Here is a 22,334-nt window from a genome sequence, read left to right as displayed (position 1 = left end):
GCTTTGTGCGATCTACGGGAAACGGGGATGCGATGCGGCGTTCGGCGCGGTCTTCAGCACGGTGGACGGGACGATCCGCGATGGCCGTCGCCGTCGCGGCACCGCTCGTGGCCTTGCCCGCCGCCCCGTCGCAGGCGGCTCCCGCGGCACGCGCCGCCGCCGGGCCCGCGGGCGTCGCCGCGAAGTCGGCGTACCTGTTCGACTCCGGCACCAGGAAGACCCGGTGGTCCCGCGCGGCGACCACCAAGCGTCCCATCGCCAGCATCACCAAGGTGATGACCGCGCTGGTCGTCCTGCGCGCCGGGAAGCTCGACCGCACCATCACGGTGAAGCAGAAGTACATCGACTACGCCGTCCGGCAGGGCGGCAGCATGGCGAACCTCCGCGCGGGCGACAGGCTGACCGTCCGGCAGCTCCTCAACGGCCTCATGCTCCCGTCCGGCTGCGACGTCGCGTACGCCCTCGCGGACGTGTACGGGCCGGGCTGGAAAGGGTTCGTCACCAAGATGAACAAGACCGCCGCCCAGCTCGGCATGAAGCACACCAAGTACGCCAACTTCGACGGGCTGCCCTGGCCGACGGCCACGTCCACCTACTCGACGGCCTACGACCAGACCCGGCTCGCCTACTACGCCCTCAAGCGCGCCGACTTCCGCGCCGTCGTCGCCCGCCGCGCCTACAAGCTCGCCAAGAGCACGACGCACGGCGCCTACTCCTGGACGAACACCAACCGGCTCCTCGGCTCCTACACCGGCGCCGCGGGCGTCAAGACCGGCACCACCGACGCCGCCGGCTACTCCCTGATGTTCACCGCCCGCCGCGGTACCCGCACGCTGGTCGGGATCGTCCTCAACAGCTCCACCACCGACGAGACGGCCCGCTTCACCGACGCGGCCCGCATCCTCGACTGGGGCTTCGGCGCCAAGTCCGCCGGCGTCCTGCGCGTCCCGCCGGTCCCCGCCGGCGCCAACGTCGACTGATGCGCACTCCCCCGGCCCTGGCCGCCGCGCTCCTCGCCGTGCCCCTCCTCGCCGCCTGCGGCGGCTCCGAAAAGAAGGAGCCGCCGGGCCACCCGTTCGCGGGCACCTGGCGCAGCGGCGGAACGGCCTCCGCCGGATCCGGCGGCACCACCCTCACCGTCGCCGCGGACGGCGCCGTCCGCTTCAAGAGCAGCCTCGACTGCAAGGGCACCGCCGCCCCGTCCGGCGGCGGCTACCGCTTCAGCATCGACTGCGGCACCTCGAAGTTCACCGGCACCGCCCCACCCCCGAGGTCCGGCACCTTCACCATGACCTGGACCGACGGCGACACCACCGAATACCACGCCACCTGAAGATTCACCCCGCCCGCCGCCCCACCGCCGTGAGGTCGATCTCGATGTCGAACGGCACGGTCACCTTGAGGGAGTCGTGATGGATCCCGGTCAAGGCGTACCCACCGGTGGCCGGATCGAGCTCGTACACGTACGCGACCGTCTTGCCGGCCTCGTTCTCTACACGCCAGAAATGACGGATGCCGGCGGCCGCATACTTCAGCGGTTTGGTTTCGCGGTCACGCTCGACCGACTCCGGCGAGACGGCCTCCACGGCGAGCACCACATCCGCTGGAAAGTAGAACGTGGACGGATCATCACGGTCGAACGCCTCGGCACTCACCACCAGGACGTCCGGCTCGGGCACCTGACGCTTGGCCAGCTTGACAGCCATCTCACTGTCGCCGCGGAGACCCTGCGGGGCCTGCCTGTCCAGTTCATGGGCGAGCATGTGTATGACGCGCTTATGCCACTTCTCTTGCGGGCTCACGAAGACGAGGCTCCCGTCGATCAGCTCCGTGTGCCGGGGGGTGTCCATCCGTAGGAAGTGATCGGCGGTAAAGCCGCCCGGCGGGGGGAACACCCAGTCTGGCAGTGAGTCGGCACTCATGTGGCTACTTTCCGCAGTTACCTCGACACTCTGAGCGCTCATAGTCACACTGTCGCACAGAGCCAGAGTCCGGGTACTCAGCTTAGGACAAGTGCCTCAGGTGGGGTTGGGGGCCTCGCCTCGGGTGTGGACGAGGGCGCGCAGTTCCGCGAGCTGGCGGGCGGCGAGGGTCTTCTCGGCGCCGTTGATGCCCATGGCGCCGATGGACGTGCCGTCGGCGAGGTCGAGGGTGGGCCAGGGCTCGCCGGCGGACATGGTGACGCCGAGGACCTCGGGCCATTCGAGGCGGCGGGTGCGGAAGGCGTTGACGACCGTGAGGCCCGTCTCGTCGGCGAGGACGCGGCAGCGGGCCAGCATGTGCAGGATCCAGGCGACGAAGAGGCCGAACGCGACGAGGAGGACGCGGTCGAGCACCTTGAAGCGGGGTGTCACCACCACGGCGAGCACGATCATGCCGAGCACGATGGTGCCCGCCGTGGCGTAGGCGACGATCCGGGTGGTGCGGGGACGCCACACGACCGGCAGCGCCGGGACGTCAGTCAACGATCTTCGAGATGGGGATTTCGAGGATGTCGTGGGCGCCGGCGGCCTTCAGCGCCGGGATCAGGGTGTTGACGCCGCGCTTGGCGACCACGGACTCCACGGCGCTGGACTCGCCGCCGGCGAGGGAGGTGACCGTGGGCGAGGACATCGCGGGCATGATGTCCAGGACGGCCCGCAGGTCGGCCTCGGCGACGTTCAGCTTGAGCAGCACGTTGCCGCGGGCGCGGATCGCGCCCTGGAGCAGGAGGGAGACGTCCTCCATCGCGGCGCGCTTGCCGGCGTCCTCGTACGCCTCGCGGTTGGCGACCAGCTCGGTGTAGCTGGTCAGGAGCGTGTCGAGGATGCGCAGGCCGTTCTTGCGCAGGGACGACCCGGTCTCGGTGAGGTCGACGATCGCGTCCACGATGTCGGGGACCTTCGCCTCGGTGGCGCCGTAGGACGGGACGACCGTCGCCTTCACGCCGTGCTCGTCGAGGAACCGCTTGGTCATCGCGGGGAACTCGGTGGAGATCCGCACGCCCTCGGGCAGGTCGGACACACGCTGCCAGGGCGCGTCCTCCGGCACCGCCATGATCACCCGGACGGGGTTGGAGGTCGCCTTGGAGTACTGGAGCTCGCCGAGGCTCACCACGTCGGAGTCGGTCTCGGTGATCCAGTCGCGGCCGGTGATGCCGAGGTCGAACAGGCCCTGCTCGAGGTAGGTCGGGATCTCCTGCGGGCGCAGGACCCGGACCCGGTCGATGCGGGGGTCGTCGATGGACGCGCGGTAGTCGCGGTCCGAGGCGCGGCGGACGGTGAGGTCGGCGGCGTCGAAGAGTTGCAGGGTCGCCTTCTCCAGGGAACCCTTGGGCAGGACGAGTGACAGCACGGAAAAGCCTTTCGATGGGTGCGGACGGGGATCCGGGGTCGTTCAGGAGCCGGGATGCTCCTGGACGTGCCCGGTGTGACCGTGATGCCGCAGACCTCGCAGGGTCAGTGCCGTGTCGAGTGCGGCCACAGTCGCCTCCCATCCCTTGTCCTCGTGGCTGCCGGGCAGCCCGCTGCGGTCCAGTGCCTGCTCAATGGTGTCACATGTGAGCACCCCGTTGCCCACCGGAGTCGCCTCGTCGAGCGCGACACGGGTCACACCGGCGGTGACGGAGTCGCAGACGTAGTCGAAATGGGCGGTCTGACCGCGGATGACCGCGCCGAGGCAGACGACGGCGTCGAGGTCGCGGGCCAGCTGCTGGGCGACGACGGGGATCTCCAGCGCGCCGGCGACGCGGGCGACGACCGGCTCGTCGACCCCGCACGCCTTCGCGGCGGCGAGGGCGCGGTCGAGCAGGCGGCCGGTGACCCGCTCGTGCCAGCGGGTGCAGACGATCCCGAGCGTGAGCCCGGCCGCGTCGACGGTGGCGTCCTCCGGGCGTCCCGCGCCGCTCATGCGATCCCCTCGATCCGGTGTCCGAGACGGTCCCGCTTGACCGTCAGGTACCGCCGGTTGTGCTCGGTGACGACCACGGGCATCGCCTCGCGGCCCCGCACCTCCAGGCCGAAGCCCTCCAGGCCCCTCAGCTTGGCGGGATTGTTGGTGAGCACCCGGATCGAGCGTACTCCCAGGTCGCGCAGCATATGGGCGGCGTTGGAGTACTCGCGGGCGTCGGCGGGCAGCCCGAGCTCCAGGTTGGCGTCCACGGTGTCGGAGCCGTTGTCCTGCAGGGCGTAGGCGCGGAGCTTGGCGAGCAGGCCGATGCCGCGCCCCTCGTGCCCGCGCAGGTAGAGGACGACGCCGCGCCCCTCCTGCGCGATCCGCTCCATGGCCGCGTCGAGCTGGGTGCCGCAGTCGCAGCGGTCGGAGTGCAGGACGTCGCCGGTGAGGCATTCGGAGTGGGCGCGGATCAGCACGTCCTCCCCGTCGGACAGGTCCCCGAGCACGAGCGCGACGTGCTCGCCGCCGTCGATCGAGCTGGAGAAGCCGACGGCGCGCCAGGTCCCGTAGCGGTTGGGGACGCGCGTCTCCACGACGCGGGTGACCATGGGCTCGCTGCGCTTGCGGTGCTCGGCGAGCTGCTCGATGGAGATCAGCTTGAGGCCGTGCTCCTTGGCGAACACCTGGAGCTCGGGCAGCCGCGCCATGGTGCCGTCCTCGTTGACGACCTCGGCGAGGACGCCGGCGGGGGCGAGGCCCGCGAGCCGCGCGAGGTCCACGGCCGCCTCGGTGTGGCCGCGGCGGCGCAGCACGCCGCCCTCGTGGTAGCGCAGCGGGAAGATGTGGCCGGGCCGCACGAGCTCGCGGGGCTCCGTCGCCGAGTCGCACAGGGTGCGGATGGTCCTGGCGCGGTCCGCGGCGGAGATGCCGGTGGTCACGCCGTCCCGCGCGTCCACGCTCACCGTGTACGCGGTGCGCATGCGCTCGGTGTTCTGCGCGGTCATGAGGGGGATCTGGAGCCGGTCCAGCTCCGAGCCCACCATCGGGACGCAGATCACGCCGCTGGTGTAGCGGATCGTGAACGTCAGCAGCTCGGGCGTCGCCTTCGCGGCGGCGAAGATGATGTCGCCCTCGTTCTCGCGGTCCTCGTCGTCGACCACCACGACGGGACGTCCCGCCGCGATGTCGGCGACCGCCGCCTCGATGGAGTCGAAGATCCCCTCGTCGATCCCCTCGTCGTTCATGACGCGCCTCCCGCGTTCCTCATACCGCCACCGCCTTGTTCCGCGGGACCCGGGCGCCCCGGGACTCCCTGAGCCAGTTCCTGAAACCGGCCATCACCAGCACGAAGAAGATCCCGTAGACCGCGCCGGAGACGTACAGCCCGGACTTGAGGGCCAGCGGGACGCCGACGAGGTCGACCAGCACCCAGACGACCCAGAAGTCGACGAGGGCGCGGCTCTGCGCGAACGTGGCGACGGCGCTGCCGACGAAGATGTAGGCGTTCGCCCACGGCGACCAGGCGATCTTCAGCCAGTCCAGGTGGACGAACAGCTGGGCGACGACGGCCGTGCCGAGGACGAGCGCGCCGATGAGCAGGGCCCGCTCGCGCGGCGTGGCCTGCCGGACGGCCAGCCCGTCCCGCGCCGCGCGGCCCCGGCTCCAGGTCGCCCAGCCGTACACGGCGAGGACGCAGAAGAGGACCTGCTTGAGCGCGTTGCCGGGCACGTGCGCGTGCAGGGACGCGGCGAGCAGGAGCGCGGCGCCCGCCATCTGCACCGGCCACGTCCAGAGGGTCTTGCGCATGGCGAGCCAGACGACGGCGAGCGAGAGCGCGTTGCCGGTGAGGTCGGTCCACAGGACGTGCTCGCCGAACAGTGTGAAGCCGGCGTCGAGGCCGCTCACGGCCGGTCGCCGATCATGCGTTCGACGTACTTGGCGACGACGTCGACCTCAAGGTTCACCGGGTCGCCGGGCTTCTTGTGGCCGAGCGTGGTGAGGGAGAGCGTGGTCGGGATGAGCGCGACGCTGAACCGGTCGCCGCCGGCCTCGACGACGGTGAGGCTGACCCCGTCCACGGTGATCGAGCCCTTGCCGACCAGGTAGCGGGACAGCCCGGGCGGCAGGGAGACCGTGACGACGTCCCAGCGCTCGCCGGGCTCCCGGGAGACGATCTCGCCGACCCCGTCGACGTGGCCCTGGACGAGATGGCCGCCGAGCCGGTCGGAGAGCCGCAGGGGCCGTTCCAGGTTGACCTTGGCGCCCGGTCCCAGCCCGCCGAGGCTGGACCTGTCGAGGGTCTCCTTGACGGCGTCGGCGGTGAAGACCTCGCCCTTGACGTCGACCACGGTGAGACACACGCCGCTGACGGCGATCGAGGCGCCGTGCACGGCGTCCTTCGTGACGAGCGGACCGCGGACGGCGAGGACGGCGGAGTCGCCGTGGTGCTCGATCGCCACGATCTCGCCGAGTTCCTCGACGATGCCGGTGAACATCTCCCGGGGCCTCCTAGCTAGGGCTCCGGGGATCATGCGTGTGTGACGACAGCTCCCCCTGTGCAGGGGTGCACGGCGCGCTGCCTCCCATCCGGACTTTCACCGTCGGTCCCGGAGTTCCACCGGGTCAACCGGCCGATGGCTTCGGCCGGGTCGCGGACTGTCACCGCCGGTTCGGAATTGCACCGACCCCGGAGCACGCGTTCACTGCTTGGCAACCAGTGTGCCACGCCCGTCATTCCCGCTCCCATGTGAGGAAGGCCACGGTCGCGCGGCCCCGGACGGTCCCCTGCCGTCTCACCGGCCGGGCGGCGACCGGGCGCCGGGCTCCGCGCAAGGGGCCGTTCCCGGAAGCTGTCAAGGGCCGCGGTGTGCCGGAGCCTCGCCGTCGCGGCCGTTGGCGGCGGACCTTGAAGGGGGCGGCGGACGGGAGTCAGACTCGGTGTGGAGTCCCCCCCGTCCACCCGGAAGGCCCCATGGCGAAACTGATCCTGTCGCCCAAGATCCTCAACGTGCTCGACTTCGGCACCCCGTCCGCGGAGCGCGACATCTCCCGCGGGCTGGAGAAGTACTTCGTCGAGTCCGCCGCCTACCAGCGCCTCCGCTCGGGGGCCAAGACGATCCTGATGGGCAACCGCGGGGCCGGGAAAAGCGCGATCTTCAAGGTGCTCGCCAAGCGGGAGCGCGCCGCGGGCAGCCACGTCATCGAGCTGTCGCCCGAGGACTACTCCTACGAGCTGCTCAGCTCGACGCTGGCCGCCGAGTCCGCGGGCTCGTGGGTCAAGCAGGGCGCCTACGCCGCCGCCTGGAAGTACCTGATCTACATCCTGGTCATGAAGGAGCTGGCGAAGAAGGGCATGCGGCTGACCAAGGGCGGCGGCCGCGAGATCCACCGCTACATCCGCGACCACCACGGCGCCCGGCAGCTGGGCACGCTCGCGCTGCTCGTCTCGTATCTGAAGCGGCTGGAGGCGGTGAAGCTCGGCCCGATCGAGGCCGGGCTGCGGACGCACGAGCTGGACCGGCTCTACAAGCTCGAAGAGATCCACGACCTGCTGCCCTCGCTGTGCAGGGTCCTCGACGACCAGCGCGTGGTGATCTTCGTCGACGAGCTCGACCGTGGCTGGGACTCCTCCGAGGACGCCAAGGCGTTCGTGTCGGGGCTGTTCCAGGCGTGCGTGTCGATCAACGGGCTGCATCCGAACATGCGGGTCTACGTGTCGCTGCGGCAGGAGCTGTACGACGACATCCCCGCCCTGTACGAGGACGCGCAGAAGCACCGCGACCTGATGGAGAAGATCTCCTGGACGGAGGAGTCGCTCCTGGAGCTGATCGCCAAGCGGATCCGGTACTCGGCGCGCGAGAAGGGCTTCGAGGCCGACGCGCTGGAGCGGGCCGAGGATCGCGTCTGCTGGTCGGCGGTGTTCGCGCCGCCTCCGGGCACGTCATGGGACGGGTCGTTCGCCTACATGGTCGACCGGACGCTGTACCGGCCGAGGGAGCTCATCCAGTTCTGCTCGGAGGCCCTGGAGCAGGCCAGGGAGCGCACCACGAGGCTCCCCGTGCCGCACTCGGCGATCGAGCGGTCCGAGTACGGCTACTCCGCCGAGCGTGCCAAGGACATCGCCGCCGAGTACCGCTCCCAGTACCCGGGCCTGCTGAGCGTGTTCGAGGTCTTCCGCGGCCGCCCGCCCGCGTTCGGCCGCGACGAGCTGGAGCTGCTGTGCCTCGAGCTGGCCTGCGGCGACATCCCCACGCGCGGGACCGCGTCGTGGCTGGCGTCCTGCGACCCCGACGACCTGATCGAGATCCTGTGGCGGGCGGGCCTGCTGGCCGCCCAGCCCGCCCCCGGCGGCCGGTTCCTCGGGAGCCACCAGGTCCAGCACCTCAACCTCGGGGCCGTCCGGCGCTTCCGTGTCCACGAGATGTTCCACGCCTCCCTCGGCATCGCCGAGCGGACGGGGTGACCGGGCCGCGCGGTGGCGGCCCGGCCGGGGAGGACGGCCTCAGCCGGTGGTGAGGGCCAGGCCGGACGGCGTGAGGGCGACCCGGGTGAGGTCGCGGACGCGGTGGTGGGCGGCGGTGAGGGCCCCGCCGGGGTGGCTGGTGGCGACGGCGACGACGGTGGCCCCGGCGGCGCGGCCCGCGGCGATGCCCGCGGGGGCGTCCTCGATGACCACGCAGCGGGCGGCGTCCACCCCGAGGCGCCCGGCGGCCAGGAGGTAGCCGGACGGGTCGGGCTTGCCGCGCGGGACGTCCTCGGCGGTGACCACGGTGGCCGGGGGCGTGATGCCGGCGGCGCGGGCGCGGGCGGCGAGCTGGCCTGCGTCCATCGAGGTGACGAAGGCGCAGGGCAGGCCGTCCACGCTCGCGAGGAGGTCCAGGGCGCCGGGGAGGGCGGTGACGCCGTCGGTCCCGGCGGCTTCGAGGGCCTCCAGGTGCTCGGTGGCGGCGCGGACCCGTCCGGGCGGCAGGAAGTCGGCGACGCGGTCGGCGGTGCGGCGGCCGTGGGCGCCGGAGAGGAACTCCTCGGCGTCGATGCCGTAGCCGACGGCCCACTCGCGGGCCGCGCGCTCGATGAGCGGCGTCGAGTCGACGAGCGTGCCGTCCACGTCGAGCAGGAGGGCGGCGCAGGGGATCACCACGTGGCCGCGGCCTCGGCCTGCGCGCGCAGCCCGCGGACGGCCTCGGCGGGGTCGTCGGCGCCGTAGACGGCGCTGCCCGCCACGAACACGTCGGCGCCCGCCTCGGCGCACCGCTCGATGGTCGCGGCGCTGACCCCGCCGTCCACCTGGAGCCAGACGGGCAGGTCGCGGCCCTTGATCAGCTCGCGGGCCCGGCGGACCTTGGGCAGGACGACGTCGAGGAACGGCTGGCCGCCGAACCCGGGCTCGACGGTCATCAGCAGGAGCATGTCGATCTCGCCCAGGAGGTCTTCGAAGCCGTCGACCGGGGTGGCGGGGTTCACGCCCAGCCCGGCGCGCGCGCCCGCGGCGCGGATGGTGCGCAGCGTGCGGACGGGCGCCTTGGCCGCCTCGGCGTGGATGGTGACGCTGCCCGCGCCCGCCTCGGCGTACTGCGGGGCCCAGCGGTCCGGGTCCTCGATCATCAGGTGGCAGTCGAGCGGGAGGGCGCTGTGCTTGAGGAGCGCCTCGACGACCGGCAGGCCCAAGGTCAGGTTGGGCACGAAGTGGTTGTCCATGACGTCGACGTGGACCCAGTCGGCGGTGTCGGCGATGAGCGCGACGTCCTCGGCGAGCCGGGCGAAGTCGGCGGACAGGATGCTGGGTGATATCTGCGGAGCCATGATGACCCGAGTCTATTGGCGCAGTTCGGCGGGCTCGCCACCCGGCCGTGTGACGGGACGGGTGGGACGGCGCGCCAGGCCCAGCCGTACGAAGACCTCCGGCGCGCCTGCGGTGGCCCAGAGGCCGATCAGGGTGTGCACGGCGAACGCCTGCACGGGATGGGAGCCGCCGTAGTGCTCGGGCAGGTAGAGGACCACGGCTCCGGCGATGCCCACGGGAAGGCGCGCCATGCGCCGCCATGGCGCGCCGCCGGGGTCGAACCAGCCGCGGGACGACAGCAGGGACACGCCCGCGAGGACGCCGCAGAGGCCCCCGCAGGCGGCCGACACCTCGTTCAGGGTGATGGGGCGGGTGCTGCCGCCCGCCCGCTCGATGGCCCGCGCCCAGACGTCCGGCCAGTGCCAGCCGCTGAGCGAGTCGACTGCCGTCCAGGCCACGCCCACGCCGATGAGCGACACCGCGAGCGCCATGGCCATCTGCGCGGCCAGCGGACGGCGCGTCCACCACGGGACGACCATGGGCTCCAGTCCCAGCGCGGCGACGAGCAGGACGAGCCCGGCCGCCCAGCCCGCGAGGACCTGGCCGGGCGAGTGGACGCCCAGGTACACCCGCGAGACGCCGATCAGGACGATGGCGGCCGCGGCCGCCGCCCACAGGATCCGGCGGCGCGTGCGGGTGGCGAAGAACCCCCACACCGGCACCGCGTTCTGCGCGTGGCCGGACGGCATCCCGAAGGAGACCTTGGACTCCCGCCCGGTGACGCCGGGATCCGTCCAGTAGGGCCTCGGCGCGTGGAACACCAGCTTCAGGACGGTGTTGGCCACCGACCCGAGCGAGAGGATGACCGTCGCCCGCGCCGCGAGACGCGGGTCGAAGCACCAGTACAGGACCACAAGCAGCGGGATGTAGAACCCGGCGCTTCCCAGGTCCGACACCACGTGCATGAAGCCGGTGAGCATGGCCTGCCGGTCAGTCCTTCCGTCGGAGGAGTGCGAGGAACATCGCGTCGGTCCCGTGACGGTGGGGCCAGAACTGCGCGTGCGGGCCGTCGCCCAGGCCGGTCAGCCCCGGGACGGCCGACGTGAGGACCGCCGGGGAGTCGAGGCTCTCGACGTCCTGGCGCGCGCGCAGGACGTCGTCCACGACGACGCGCGTCTCGGCCAGGTGCGGCGAGCAGGTGACGTAGGCGACGACGCCGCCCGGCCGGACCGAGTCCAGCGCCGCCGCCAGCAGCCCCCGCTGGAGGGGCCCGAGCTCGGCGACCGCCTCGGGTCCGCGGCGCCAGCGCGCCTCGGGACGGCGGCGGAGCGCGCCCAGGCCGGTGCAGGGCGCGTCGACCATGACGCGGTCGAACGCCCCGGGCCGCCACGCGGGCGCCGTGCCGTCCGCGACGACCACACCGGCGCGGTCGTCGACGGCGCGGGCGACCAGCCCGGCGCGGTGGGGCTGGACGTCGGCGGCCAGCAGCCGCGCGCCGCGTCCGGTCGCGAGGGCCGAGAGGAGCCCCGCCTTGCCGCCCGGCCCCGCGCACAGATCCGCCCAGCGGGCGTCGGGCCCGTCCAGGGGCGTCTCCGCGAGCGCGAGGGCGACCAGCTGGCTGGCCTCGTCCTGCACGGCGGCGCGCCCTTCGCGGATCGCCGCGATGCCCGCCGGGTCGCCCTCGGGCAGCAGCGCCGCGTAGGGCGAGTAGGGCGACGGTTCCGCGCCCGCCTCGTACAGCTCGTCCACGGTGGCGCGGCCGGGCCGGGCGACGAGCGTCACCCGGGGGCGCGCGTTGTCGGCCGCCAGGAGGGCGTCGATCTCGTCGCGGTCGGGGCCGAGGGCGTCCCGGAGCGCGGACACGATCCACTTCGGGTGGCTGTGCGCGATCGACAGGCGGGTGGTGGGGTCCGCGTCGGGAGGCGCGATGATCGCGAGCCAGGCGTCCAGGTCACGGCCGGCGACCTTGCGCAGGACGGCGTTGGCGAACTTGGCCTGGCCCGGCCCCGAGACGGTGCGGGCCAGCTCCACGGCGGTGCCGACGGCGGCGTGCGGGGGGATGCGGGTGGCGAGGATCTGGTGCGCGCCGAGCCGCAGCACGTCCAGGAGCGGGGCGTCGACCCGGCGCAGCTCACGGTCGCTGCACAGGGCGAGGACCGCGTCGTAGGTGCCGCGGCCGCGCAGGGTGCCGTAGGTCAGCTCGGTGGCGAGCGCGGCGTCGCGGCCGGTGAGGCCCCGGTCGCGCAGGCGGGCCGGCAGCAGGAGGTTGGCGTAGGCGTCGCGGGTGGCGACCGCGCGGATCACGTCGAACGCGGTGCGCCGCACGAGGTCCTGGGGACGGCCCGTGTGGCGCGGCCCTCCCGGCCTGCGGTTCCCGTCGCGGCTGCCTCGGCGGTGGCGAGTGGGGGGCATCAGTGCAGCGCGTCCTTGCCGATGAGGTTGACGCCGCGGATCCAGTCGGCCGCGGCCATGCGGCGCTTGCCCTGCGGCTGGACCTCCCCGAGCGCGACGGGATGCGTGGCGGTGCCGACGAGCACCGCCTTCTTGCCGGGGAGGATCTCGCCGGGGCTCAGCTTGCCCGCGTCCGGCATGGGACGGACCGGACCCAGCTTCAGGCGCGTCTCGCGGAAGTTCGTCCAGGCGCCCGGCGCCGGCGTGCAGGCGCGGACCAGGCGGTCGATGTGCAGCGCCGGGGAGCGCCAGTCGACGTGGCCGTCCTCGGGGCCGAGCTTGGCGGCCTGGGAGACGCCTTCGGCGGGCTGGGGGCGCGGCTCCAGGACGCCCGCCTCGATCCCGTTCATCGTGTCCAGCAGCAGGCCCGCCCCGGCCGTGGCGAGCCGCCCCAGGAGGTCGCCCGTGGTGTCGTCCGGGCGGATGGGCTCGGTGAGGACGCCGTAGACGGGGCCGGTGTCCAGGCCCTCCTCGATCTCGAACGTGGCCGCGCCGGTCACCTCGTCGCCGTGCAGGATCGCCCGCTGGACGGGCGCGGCGCCGCGCCAGGCGGGCAGCAGCGAGAAGTGCAGGTTCACCCAGCCGTGCCGGGGGATGCCGAGCGCCTCGCGGGGCAGCAGCGCCCCGTAGGCGACGACCGGGCAGCAGTCGGGCGCGATGGCGCGCAGCCGGTCGAGGAATTCGGGGTCGCGGGCCTTGACGGGCTTGAGCACCTCGACGCCCGCCTCCGCGGCCCGCTCGCCGACCGGGCTGGCCACCAGGTGCCGCCCCCGGCCCGCGGGGGCGTCCGGGCGGGTCACGACGGCGGCGACCTCGTGCGAGGACTCCAGAAGCGCGTTCAGGGAGGGCAGGGCCGTCTCGGGGGTCCCCGCGAAGACGAGCCTCACTCAGATCGCCTTCCCGAAGGTCCGGTGCGGCGACTCCCGCACCACGGGGGCGGGGTCGCCGAACCACTCGGCCTCCCGGATCGCCTTCATCGCCGCCTTGCGCTGCTCGGGGTCCATCCGGTCGATGAAGATGATCCCGTCGAGATGGTCGGTCTCGTGCTGGACGCAGCGCGCCAGCAGGTGCGTGCCCTCCAGCGTGATCGGCTCGCCGTGCATGTTGTGGCCCTTGGCCACCACGCCCACCGACCGGGGGGTGGGGAACGCCAGCCCGGGCAGCGACAAACAGCCCTCGTCGTCGGTCTCCTGCTCGTCCGACAGGTCCAGGGTCGGGTTGACCACGTGCCCGAGACGGTCGTCGACGTAGTAGGTGAACACCCGCAGGCCCACGCCGAGCTGGGGCGCCGCCAGGCCCACGCCGGGAGCGTCGATCATGGTGTCGGTGAGGTCCTTGACGAGCTGGCGCAGCTCCTTGTCGAAGTCCTTCACCGGCTCCGCGGGCGTGCGCAGCACAGGGTCGCCGAAGAGGCGGATGGGCTTGACGGCCAACGAGGGCTCCGTTTTCTGCGGTGGTTTCCGGACCGGGCGCTGTGAACGCGACCCCAGTCTACGGAGGCGGCACGGCTTCCTCACACGCCGCCGCGCTCACTCTGGCGCGCCGACCGCGCCTTGTAGGCGGCGGTACGGGCGGCCTTGGCGGTCCCCTTGTCGGGGTGGTGGTCGCCGAGGGCCTCCAGGACGTCGGCGACGTCGCCGTGCTGGGTGCGCCACAGCTCGTCGATCATGGCGACCAGCTCGGCGCCCGGCGGCGCGTCGGCGAGGGCGGCCTCCACCGCCTCGGCGGGCTCGGCCGTCTCCAGCATCCCGGCGACGGTGTCGACGAACACCCAGAGGTACTCCTCGCGGGCCAGCTCCCGCCCGGACGGGTCGTCCACCGCGTTCAGCCAGAGGACGGCGTAGGGCGACACGAGCGGATGCTCCCGCGCGGCGCGGACCACCGGCGCGGCCTCGGGGCCGATCCGGTGCAGGACGGCGGCGGCGAGGTTGCGGGCGCCCGGGCCGCCGGTGCGCATCACGTCCAGCAGGTCGGCGGCGGCGTCCTTGGCGTCGTGGGAGGCCAGCCAGCCCGCGATCTCCTCGTCCGCGGTGTCGGGGCGGTGCCAGGTGAGGCCCTCGACCAGCTCGGCGGCCCGCGCTCCCGCCAGCTCCCCCACCAGCGGCGCGGTGAAGCCGTCCGCGAGCAGCAGCTGCCGCACGGCCCACACGCCGAGCGGGGTGAGCGCGCGGCCCCCGTCCCCGGCGGGGACGAGGACGCCCCACTCCTCCAGGATGGCCAGCTCCAGGGAGAACGCGTCGGTCACCAGCGCCGACATGGCGTTCTGGTCGGAGAAGTCGTAGCTCTCGGCGACGTGGTCGCGCAGCGCCTCCAGCAGCTCGCGCGGCGGGGTCGGCGCCTCCTGCTCGTACAGGTGGATGAGCACGCCGGTCAGCTCGTTCTGGACGAGCTCGATCGCGTCCAGGCCGTCCTCCGGGTCGTGCTCGGGCACCACGACGGCGTCGAACAGCGGCAGCCACGCCGCGAGCAGCTCCGCGTCGTCGGCCGACCGGAGGCCCTCCAGCGCCGGGCCGGGCGCGGCGGCGCCGCCGGCGGCCGTGATCACCTCCGCCTCGACGGCGGCCCACCACAGGCGCTCCAGCGCGGCCTCGTCCTCGACCCGGCCCGAGGAGCGCGGCTCCTCCAGCCCGAGCGCGCGCCTGGCCTCCCGCGCGTCGGCCTCGGTGAGCTGGTCGTGCTCGGTGAGCGGCCGCTCGCCCGTCCAGTCCGCCAGCGCGAGCACCTGCGCGGTCAGCGCGGACGCGCGGGCGGCGGCGGCGAGGTCGGCCTCCGGGGCCAGCCGGACGGGCGGGACGACCAGCTCCTCGGCCTGCCGCAGGTACTCCTCCGTGCGGGTGTAGCGCTCGTCCTCGGGCAGCGCCTCGAACTCGCGGACCCACTTCTCGACGGCGTCCTGGTCGTCCAGGGGGACGCCGTCGGCGCGCATGAGCCCGGCGATGACCTCGGCGGCGACCTGCCGCTCGGCGGTGTCGGCCTCGGCGACCGCCTCGGCGAACCCGGGCGCGGCCCCTTCCACCGCATCCGCCAGCTCCGCCGCCGCGGCGGCGGGGACGGCGCCGGTGTCGCGCAGGAACGCGACGATGCCGCGCAGGGTGTCCAGGACGGCGGGGACCTCGTCCGTGCCGGCGACCACCGACTCGGGGAACACCTCCAGCAGGAGCTCGCGGACGCCGTCCGGGGTCAGCTCGCCCGGGCCGGCGAGCCCCATCTCCTGCCGGACGAGGTCGAGCAGGAGCCGCGCGCCCTGCTCGTCGAGCGTCTCGCCGCGCTCGTCCGCCCACAGCCGCAGTTCGCCTGCGGTCGTCTCCACCCAGTTGTCGGCCACGCGAAGAACCTTATTGGTCAGATCAGCTCCAGGGGGTCGATCTGAACACGTACGGTTTCTGCCACTTTCCGGGCACTCCGGACACCCTGGGCCTCCTTCAGCGCGCGCGCCAGCGCGAACCCGGCGGCCCTCGGCACGCGGATCAGCGCACGCTCCTTGTCCAGCCCGTTCCTGCCCGGCCCGTCCGCGGCGCCCGCCTGAGGCGCGGGGACGGGCCCGAGCACCTCCGCCCCATCGGGCAGCCTCGTATCTGCCAGAAGCTCCCGTATCGCCGCCGGGGACGCGGTGAGCGAGGCCATCAGCGCGGCCGGGGGGAATCCCACCTCCCGGCGCTCGGCGAGCTCCCGTTCCGCGTAGGTCACCGGGTCCCACCGGACCAGCGCCTGCACGGCCGGGAGGGAGCCTTCTGCCGCGACCACCACGGGACACCGGGCACGGACGAGCGACGCCGCGTTCATCCACCGCCTGAGCGTCTCCTCGCCTGCGCGCAGGTCCGGACGCCCTAGCAGCACCCAGCCGTCCAGCAACAGCGCGGCCGTGTACCCGCCCTCTGCGGGCGGCTCCGCACCCGGTGTGGAGACCACCAGGGCCCGTTCGGCGCCCACCCCGCCCAGGACGGCCTCCCGTCCCGACGTGCGGACCTGCACGCCCGGGAACGCCCTGCCCAGTTCCTCGGCCGTGCGCTTGGCCCCCACCACGAGGGCCCGCACTTGGAAGAACCCGCATTCGGGACAGTGCCAGTCGCCCGCGATACGGCCGCACCACCGGCAGTACGGTGCGCCATGGGAGGACGGCAGCGACAACGGCCCCTGGCACGCCACGCACCGCGCGGGGGTCCGGCACCGGCCGCAAGCGATGCCCGGCACGTAGCCGCGCCTGGGCACCTGCACGAGCACCGGGCCCTCCTCCAGCGCGCTCCGGGCCACCTCGAACGCCACGTTCGGCAACCGGGCCGTGCGGGCGGCCGCGTCGCGGGCGAGCTGCCCGTCCTCGCCGACATAGCGGACGCGGGGCGCCGCCTCCCTGACGCGTGCCCGGGCGGCCGCCAGGGAGTGAGCCCAGCCGCTCTCCACCAGCCGCATGGCGTCCGTGGTCCGGGTGAACCCGCCGAACAGGACCGCCGCGCCCGCCCTGTGGGCGCGCAGCGCGAGCACCTCCCGCGGATGCGGGTACGGCGCGTGCGGCTCGGAGTGGACGTCGTCGCCGTCGTCCCACAGCACGACCAGGCCCAGGCCCGCGACCGGCGCGAACATCGCCGCCCGCGTCCCGACCACCGCGCGCGCCGAGCCGCGCAGCACGGCCAGCCACCGGCGGTACCGCTCGGCGGGGCCCAGCTCCGCCGTCAGGGCGACGTGCCGCCCCTCCCCCAGCTCGCCCTCCAGCGCCGCGTCGACGCGCGCGACGTCGCGTCCGTCCGCCATCACGACCAGCGCGCCGCGCCCGGAGTCCAGGACGACCGCCACGGCCCGGGCGATGTCCGCCGCCCACCCGGGGCCGGGCAGCGCCGTCCACACCGCCCGCGGCGCCCTGCCCGTCTCCAGCGCCGTCAGGAACGACTCCCCCGCCGGATACTCCCCCCAGCCCCCGGGCTCGCGGCGGACCGGCGCCTCCGGAGGCGCCTCGGCGTCCACCCCAGCCTCCGGGACGGGCTCGGCCTCGACCCGCGCGTGGCGGGGCGGGACGGCCAGGCGGACCACGTCGGCGAACGTCCCCGCGTAGCGGTCGGCGACCTCGCGGGCCAGCGCCGCGACCTCGGGCGTGAGGACGGGCTCCGGCGAGGTCACCCGCTCCAGGTAGGACAGGCGGCCCTCGTGGTCGCTCTCCGCGGCACGCTCCAGCAGGAAACCGTCGACGAGCTGGCCGGCGAAACGCACCCGGACCCGGCATCCCGGGACGGCCTTCGCGGCGAGTTCCGACGGCACCAAATAGTCGAAGGGACGGTCCAGGTGCGGCAGCGACATGTCCACGGCGATCCGGGCCACGGGCAGGTCCTCCGCGGGGCTCCGCGCGCCCTTCCGCGCCTTGCCCCCGGCCTTCTTCCCGCCCGCGGCCCTGCCGTCCGCAGGCTTCGCCACGGGGGCGCGGGGGAGGTCGTCCAGCCCCGGGATCAGCCCCGTGGCCCGCTCGGTCCCCCCGCCGTCCTTGGTCACGCCCCCGTCCTACCAGATCAACCCGACAGTCACCGCCGCGCGCTAGTGTGAATGGTCCGCCCAAGGGGCCGCGTGATCGCCGGACCGCCGTCCGGCAGCCCGCGCCCCCTCGCCGTCCGACGAGCCCGTGCAGGCGATGTGACCACAGCACATACCCCAGAACGGACGGACGCACCGGTCCAGCACGGACCGTCGCGCCGTCCTCCGCGTCCCTCCCCGCCCTCCTGGCGGCGGTGGGCGAACCCTCGCCACCCCGTGGTCGCCGCCACCGTGGCCGCCGCCGTCATGCACCTGGTGTGGGCGCTCGCCCTCGCGACCGAGGGCGGCGACCTCGCCGCCCAGGCCGCCTGGACCGACTTCGCCTGGAAGCACCCCGACACGGCCTACAACTTCGCGTGGTACGGCGGGATGCACCCCGCCTCCTACAGCGTCCTGTCGCCGTACCTGATGGCCGTGTTCGGCATCCGGACGGTCGCGGTCCTGACGGGCACCCTCTCGGCGACGCTGACGGCGTACCTGCTGCGGCGGTTCCGCGCCCCGGTCGCGCTGCCCGCGTCGCTGTGGGCGGCGTTCGCGCTGTCCTGCAACAGCGCGTCCGGGAGGGTCACGTTCAGCCTCGGCCTGCTGTTCGCGCTCGCGGCGGTGATCCTCGCGTTCACCGGCCGCGGGACCCCGGCGCTGCGCGCGGCGGGCATGGTGCTGCTGGGCCTGCTGGCCACCCTCGCGAGCCCGGTCGCGGGGCTCTTCCTCATGGTGCTCGCCGCCGCACTGATCCTCACAGGGCGCCGCCGCGCCGGGATCTGCATCGCGGCCGGCCCGCCCCTGGTGGTGGGCACGACGAGCCTGCTGTTCCCGTTCAGCGGCGTCCAGCCGATCTCGCTCACCGCGATCGTGCTCCCCACGATCACCAGCGTCGTCGCGGTGCTGCTGTGCGCCCCCCGCGAATGGAGGATCGTCCGGGTCGGGGCGGGCGTGTACCTCGCCGGCATCGCGCTCACCTGGCTCATCCCGTCGCCCGTCGGCAGCAACGTCGAGCGGCTCGCGCTGCTCTTCGGCGGGATGTTCCTGCTGTCCTCGGTGGCGCGCGCGCACGGACGGGTCCGGATCGCGGTGCTGTCGCTGGCGTTCATCGTCACCGCGTCCTGGCAGGTCGTGAAGCCCGTGGACGACGTGATCCACACCGAGCCCGCCGCCGCGGCCGCCCGGCATGCCCGCGGGCTGATCGCGGAGATGGACGCGCTCGGCGCGAAGGGCTCCCGCATCGAGGTCGTCCCGCTGCGCTCGCACTGGGAGGCCGCCGGCCTGAGCCGCCACTTCGTCCTCGCGCGCGGCTGGAACCGGCAGGTCGACGCCGAGCGGCACGCGCTGTTCTACGAGAAGGGCGCGCTGACCGCCGCCTCCTACCACGACTGGCTGCACAAGTGGGCGGTGCACTACGTCGTGCTGCCCGCGCAGGAGGCCGACTGGTCCGCGCGGGACGAGGCCGCGATCGTCAAGGCCGGGCAGCCGTACCTGACCGAGGTCTGGAGCGACGAGCACTGGCGCCTGTTCCGGGTGTCGCGTCCCACGCCGCTGGCCGGCCGCCCGGCCCGGGTGACGCGCCTCAACGCCGGTGAGATGGTCGTCGACATGCCCGCCGCCGGGTCGGCGCTGCTGCGCATCGCCTGGTCGCCGTGGCTCGGCGTCACCGGCGGGGACGGCGCGCCCGGCTGCCTCGCGCGCGACGGCGAGTTCGTCCGGATGACCGTGCGGGGCCCCGGCCGTTACACCATCGCCGCGCGTTACGGCCTGCACCGCGGCGCCCACTGCCGGACATAGGAAGGCCCCCGGACCGGCCGGGGGCCTCCTCAGAAGCGGGTCAGAGTCCGGCGGCGCGGGCCAGGTCCTTGGCGCGGTCGGTGGACTCCCAGGAGAAGTCGGGCTCCGGCCGGCCGAAGTGCCCGTAGGCGGCGGTCTGCTGGTAGATCGGCCGCAGCAGGTCCAGGTCGCGGACGATCGCGGCCGGGCGCAGGTCGAAGACCTCGGTGACGGCGGCCTGGATCTTGTCGACGGGGAGCCGCTCGGTGCCGAAGGTCTCCACGAACACCCCGACGGGGTGGGCCTTGCCGATCGCGTAGGCGACCTGGACCTCGGCGCGCTCGGCGAGCTGCGCGGCGACGATGTTCTTGGCGACCCACCGCATCGCGTACGCGGCGGACCGGTCGACCTTGGAGGGGTCCTTGCCGGAGAACGCGCCGCCGCCGTGCCGGGCCATGCCGCCGTAGGTGTCCACGATGATCTTGCGGCCGGTGAGCCCGGCGTCGCCCATCGGGCCGCCGATCTCGAACCGACCGGTGGGGTTGACCAGCAGCCGGTAGCCGTCGGTGTCGAGGTCGAACTCGGCGAGCACCGGGTCGACGACGTGCTCCTTGACGTCCGGGCTCAGCAGTTCCTTGAGGTCGATGTCGGGGGCGTGCTGGGACGACACCACGACCGTGTCGAGGCGGACGGCGCGGTCGCCGTCGTACTCGATGGTGACCTGGGTCTTGCCGTCGGGGCGCAGGTAGGGGACGTCGCCGGTCTTGCGGACGTGCGAGAGCCGCTGGGCGAGCTTGTGCGCCAGCGTGATCGGCAGCGGCATCAGCTCGGGGGTCTCGCCCGTGGCGTACCCGAACATCAGGCCCTGGTCTCCGGCGCCCTGCCGGTCCAGGTCGTCCAGGCCCTCGCCCTCGCGGGTCTCGTAGGCGTCGTCGACGCCCTGCGCGATGTCGGGCGACTGCGCGCCGATGGACACCGACACGCCGCAGGAGTGCCCGTCGAAGCCCTTCTTGGACGAGTCGTAGCCGATCTCGAGGATCTTCTCCCGGATGACGCCGGGGATGTCCACATAGGTCTCGGTGGTGACCTCACCGGCCACGTGCACCTGGCCGGTCGTGATCATGGTCTCGACGGCGACCCGGCTCTTCGGGTCGTCCTTGAGCATCGAGTCGAGGATCGCGTCGCTGATCTGGTCCGCAATCTTGTCCGGGTGTCCTTCGGTGACGGACTCGGAGGTGAACAGGCGGCGAGACACGTACGTGAACTCCTTGCAGCGGCTGCTGACTGACGTCGCAGGACGGATGTCTTGTCGAGTCCGGCGGAGGGACGCCGCCCCTCCCCCAGGTAATTCCCTACAGGTCTGGTGGCGAGTCTAGCGGGATCGGGCTCGGGCACCGCCAAAGCGGCGCCAGAGCGGCGTGCGCCCCGTCACACGGGCGGTGACCCGTCACTCGCACCCCGGGGTTCCAGGCGCGCCGCGACGAGGTCCCACACGGTCTCGGCGAGGGCCTCCTTGGCACCGCGGGGGACGTCGGTGCGTGATCCGTCCGCGCCGAGGACGACCGCGGCGTTGTCGGGCCTGCCGAAGGTCAGGTCCTCTCCGACCTGGTTCACCACGAGGAGGTCGCTGCCCTTGCGGGCGAGCTTCGCGCGTCCGTTCTCCAGCACGTCGTCGGTCTCGGCGGCGAAGCCGACGATCACCTGCCCGGGGCCCCGCACACGGCCGAGTTCGGCCAGGATGTCGGCGTTCCTGCTCAGCCTGATCGGCTCGGGCCCCGCGTCCTCGCTCTTCTTGATCTTCGAGCCGCGGTACTCGGCGGGTCGGAAGTCGGCGACGGCGGCCGCCATGACGACCGCGTCCGCGTCCGCGGCGGCCTGCAGGACGGCCTCGCGCATCTCGGCGGCGGATCCCACGGGCATCACGCGCACTCCGGCGGGGTCGGGCAGCGCGACGTTGGCGGCGACCAGGGTCACGCGGGCGCCGCGGGCGGCGGCGGTGCGGGCGAGGGCGTAGCCCTGGAGCCCGGAGGACCGGTTGCCGATGAAGCGGACCGGGTCGATGGGTTCGCGGGTCCCCCCGGCGGACACGACGACGTGCCGCCCGGCGAGGTCGCGCCCGTCCGCGCCGCGTGCGAGGACATGCCGGGCGACCTCGAACAGCTCGGCGGGGTCGGGCAGCCGCCCGGGACCGGTGTCCTTGCCGGTGAGCCGCCCGGAGGCGGGGTCGATGACGACGGCGCCGCGCGAGCGCAGCGTCTCGACGTTCGCGCGGGTGGCGGGGTGCTCCCACATCTCGGTGTGCATCGCGGGGGCGAACACGACCGGGCAGCGCGCGGTGAGAAGGGTGTTGGTAAGGAGGTCTCCCGCGAGACCGTGCGCGGCCTTGGCGAGCAGGTCCGCGGTGGCGGGCGCGACGAACACGAGGTCGGCCTCTTGTCCAAGCCGGACGTGCGGCACCCCGGCGACTCCGTCCCACACCTGCGAGGAGACCGGGTTGCCCGACAGCGCCGCCCAGGTGGGCTCCCCGACGAACCGGAGCGCATCGGCGGTAGGCACGACGTGCACGTCGTGCCCGGACTCGGTGAGCCGCCGCAGGAGCTCGCACACCTTGTAGGCGGCGATCCCGGCCCCCACCCCCAGCACCACACGCGGCCTAGCGGAACTCACACGCCCTCAGCCCTCTCCGAACACCCACGCCACACATTCTCACCCGCCACACGACCACAGGTCACGCCAGCCCGCCCAGAAGCACCCCAGCACACCTCACCCGCAACGACCAGCGAGCCGGGACACGGAGCGAAGCGACCTGGCCCACAAGGTACGTACCTGAACTCAAGCGGACCGGACACGTTGCGATCGCGTGCGAAGCCAGATCCGAGCGAAGCAAGGATCTGATCGCGCAGCGAGCCCTCTGTGGCGAGTTCGGAGCGATGCAGCGATCGCCGCAGTGCCCGTG

At 73.4% G+C, this 22,334-nt stretch carries 21 protein-coding genes and 1 riboswitch; of the genes, 4 read left to right on the top strand and 17 right to left on the bottom strand.

The window, feature by feature from the left end:
* Positions 1-80 precede the first annotated feature (80 nt).
* Positions 81-980: a D-alanyl-D-alanine carboxypeptidase family protein gene (locus AGRA3207_RS34315; protein ID WP_231331350.1), complete on the top strand. Its 900-nt coding sequence runs from the start codon at positions 81-83 to the stop codon at positions 978-980.
* A complete protein-coding gene (locus tag AGRA3207_RS34310; protein WP_231331348.1) occupies positions 980-1,333 on the top strand; it encodes a hypothetical protein in 354 nt (117 codons plus the stop codon). Before AGRA3207_RS34315 ends, AGRA3207_RS34310 begins: the two co-directional genes overlap by 1 nt.
* 4 nt (positions 1,334-1,337) lie before the next feature.
* Here AGRA3207_RS34310 and AGRA3207_RS34305 read toward each other — a convergent pair whose 3' ends face one another.
* From AGRA3207_RS34305 to AGRA3207_RS34275, 7 genes are all read right to left on the bottom strand, one after another.
* Positions 1,338-1,922 carry a Uma2 family endonuclease gene (locus AGRA3207_RS34305; RefSeq protein WP_231331347.1) on the bottom strand — a complete coding sequence of 195 codons (585 nt, stop codon included), beginning with the start codon at positions 1,920-1,922 and terminating at the stop codon, positions 1,338-1,340.
* A gap of 96 nt (positions 1,923-2,018) precedes the next feature.
* Complete coding sequence (locus tag AGRA3207_RS34300) at positions 2,019-2,465, bottom strand: PH domain-containing protein (RefSeq protein ID WP_231331345.1); 447 nt, start codon at positions 2,463-2,465, stop codon at positions 2,019-2,021.
* Positions 2,458-3,333 carry an ATP phosphoribosyltransferase gene (gene hisG, locus AGRA3207_RS34295; RefSeq protein WP_231331343.1) on the bottom strand — a complete coding sequence of 292 codons (876 nt, stop codon included), beginning with the start codon at positions 3,331-3,333 and terminating at the stop codon, positions 2,458-2,460. The genes AGRA3207_RS34300 and hisG overlap by 8 nt, the downstream gene beginning before the upstream one ends.
* Before the next feature lie 42 nt (positions 3,334-3,375).
* Positions 3,376-3,888 carry a 6,7-dimethyl-8-ribityllumazine synthase gene (gene ribH, locus AGRA3207_RS34290; RefSeq protein WP_231331341.1) on the bottom strand — a complete coding sequence of 171 codons (513 nt, stop codon included), beginning with the start codon at positions 3,886-3,888 and terminating at the stop codon, positions 3,376-3,378.
* Complete coding sequence (locus AGRA3207_RS34285) at positions 3,885-5,117, bottom strand: bifunctional 3,4-dihydroxy-2-butanone-4-phosphate synthase/GTP cyclohydrolase II (protein ID WP_273699967.1); 1,233 nt, start codon at positions 5,115-5,117, stop codon at positions 3,885-3,887. Before AGRA3207_RS34285 ends, ribH begins: the two co-directional genes overlap by 4 nt.
* A gap of 19 nt (positions 5,118-5,136) precedes the next feature.
* Positions 5,137-5,778 (bottom strand): nicotinamide mononucleotide transporter family protein, encoded by a 642-nt coding sequence (locus tag AGRA3207_RS34280; RefSeq protein WP_231331339.1) that lies wholly within the window; start codon positions 5,776-5,778, stop codon positions 5,137-5,139.
* On the bottom strand, positions 5,775-6,368 hold the full coding sequence (locus tag AGRA3207_RS34275) for a riboflavin synthase (protein ID WP_231331337.1): 594 nt from the start codon (positions 6,366-6,368) through the stop codon (positions 5,775-5,777). Before AGRA3207_RS34275 ends, AGRA3207_RS34280 begins: the two co-directional genes overlap by 4 nt.
* 75 nt (positions 6,369-6,443) lie before the next feature.
* Positions 6,444-6,572, bottom strand: a riboswitch (FMN riboswitch).
* Between the two features lie 272 nt (positions 6,573-6,844).
* On the opposite strand from AGRA3207_RS34275, the gene AGRA3207_RS34270 reads away from it, so the two are divergent.
* Positions 6,845-8,335: a P-loop ATPase, Sll1717 family gene (locus tag AGRA3207_RS34270; protein ID WP_231331335.1), complete on the top strand. Its 1,491-nt coding sequence runs from the start codon at positions 6,845-6,847 to the stop codon at positions 8,333-8,335.
* 39 nt (positions 8,336-8,374) lie between these two features.
* Here the strand turns inward: AGRA3207_RS34270 and AGRA3207_RS34265 are convergent, their stop codons facing one another.
* The 8 genes from AGRA3207_RS34265 to AGRA3207_RS34230 form a co-directional block, all read right to left on the bottom strand.
* Positions 8,375-9,013 (bottom strand): HAD-IA family hydrolase, encoded by a 639-nt coding sequence (locus AGRA3207_RS34265; RefSeq protein ID WP_231331334.1) that lies wholly within the window; start codon positions 9,011-9,013, stop codon positions 8,375-8,377.
* The gene (rpe, locus tag AGRA3207_RS34260; protein WP_231331333.1) at positions 9,007-9,675 is read right to left on the bottom strand and encodes a ribulose-phosphate 3-epimerase; all 669 of its coding nucleotides are present in this window, start codon (positions 9,673-9,675) and stop codon (positions 9,007-9,009) included. Before rpe ends, AGRA3207_RS34265 begins: the two co-directional genes overlap by 7 nt.
* Positions 9,676-9,687: 12 nt before the next feature.
* Positions 9,688-10,635, bottom strand: a complete 948-nt coding sequence (locus tag AGRA3207_RS34255; RefSeq protein ID WP_231331329.1) for a phosphatase PAP2 family protein — start codon at positions 10,633-10,635, stop codon at positions 9,688-9,690.
* Between the two features lie 10 nt (positions 10,636-10,645).
* Entirely contained in the window at positions 10,646-12,067 is a 1,422-nt protein-coding gene (locus AGRA3207_RS34250) for an RsmB/NOP family class I SAM-dependent RNA methyltransferase (RefSeq protein WP_231331326.1), read from the bottom strand.
* On the bottom strand, positions 12,067-12,993 hold the full coding sequence (fmt, locus tag AGRA3207_RS34245; protein ID WP_231331324.1) for a methionyl-tRNA formyltransferase: 927 nt from the start codon (positions 12,991-12,993) through the stop codon (positions 12,067-12,069). Before fmt ends, AGRA3207_RS34250 begins: the two co-directional genes overlap by 1 nt.
* Positions 12,994-13,539 carry a peptide deformylase gene (gene def, locus AGRA3207_RS34240; RefSeq protein WP_231331323.1) on the bottom strand — a complete coding sequence of 182 codons (546 nt, stop codon included), beginning with the start codon at positions 13,537-13,539 and terminating at the stop codon, positions 12,994-12,996.
* Between the two features lie 80 nt (positions 13,540-13,619).
* Positions 13,620-15,431 (bottom strand): hypothetical protein, encoded by a 1,812-nt coding sequence (locus AGRA3207_RS34235; protein ID WP_231331321.1) that lies wholly within the window; start codon positions 15,429-15,431, stop codon positions 13,620-13,622.
* A 17-nt stretch (positions 15,432-15,448) separates the two neighbouring features.
* Positions 15,449-17,581, bottom strand: a complete 2,133-nt coding sequence (locus AGRA3207_RS34230; RefSeq protein WP_231331320.1) for a primosomal protein N' — start codon at positions 17,579-17,581, stop codon at positions 15,449-15,451.
* A gap of 255 nt (positions 17,582-17,836) precedes the next feature.
* On the opposite strand from AGRA3207_RS34230, the gene AGRA3207_RS34225 reads away from it, so the two are divergent.
* Entirely contained in the window at positions 17,837-19,399 is a 1,563-nt protein-coding gene (locus AGRA3207_RS34225) for an MFS transporter (RefSeq protein ID WP_231331318.1), read from the top strand.
* 40 nt (positions 19,400-19,439) lie between these two features.
* On the opposite strand, the gene metK is transcribed toward AGRA3207_RS34225, so the two are convergent.
* Both metK and coaBC read right to left on the bottom strand, forming a co-directional pair.
* Entirely contained in the window at positions 19,440-20,633 is a 1,194-nt protein-coding gene (metK, locus tag AGRA3207_RS34220) for a methionine adenosyltransferase (RefSeq protein ID WP_231331317.1), read from the bottom strand.
* Between the two features lie 173 nt (positions 20,634-20,806).
* On the bottom strand, positions 20,807-22,024 hold the full coding sequence (coaBC, locus tag AGRA3207_RS34215) for a bifunctional phosphopantothenoylcysteine decarboxylase/phosphopantothenate--cysteine ligase CoaBC (RefSeq protein ID WP_231336484.1): 1,218 nt from the start codon (positions 22,022-22,024) through the stop codon (positions 20,807-20,809).
* Positions 22,025-22,334 lie beyond the last annotated feature (310 nt).

This window comes from Actinomadura graeca, assembly GCF_019175365.1.
Classification (GTDB): domain Bacteria; phylum Actinomycetota; class Actinomycetes; order Streptosporangiales; family Streptosporangiaceae; genus Spirillospora; species Spirillospora graeca.
Note: the sequence above shows the minus strand (reverse complement) of the source record. Positions and strands in the feature narration are given on the sequence as shown.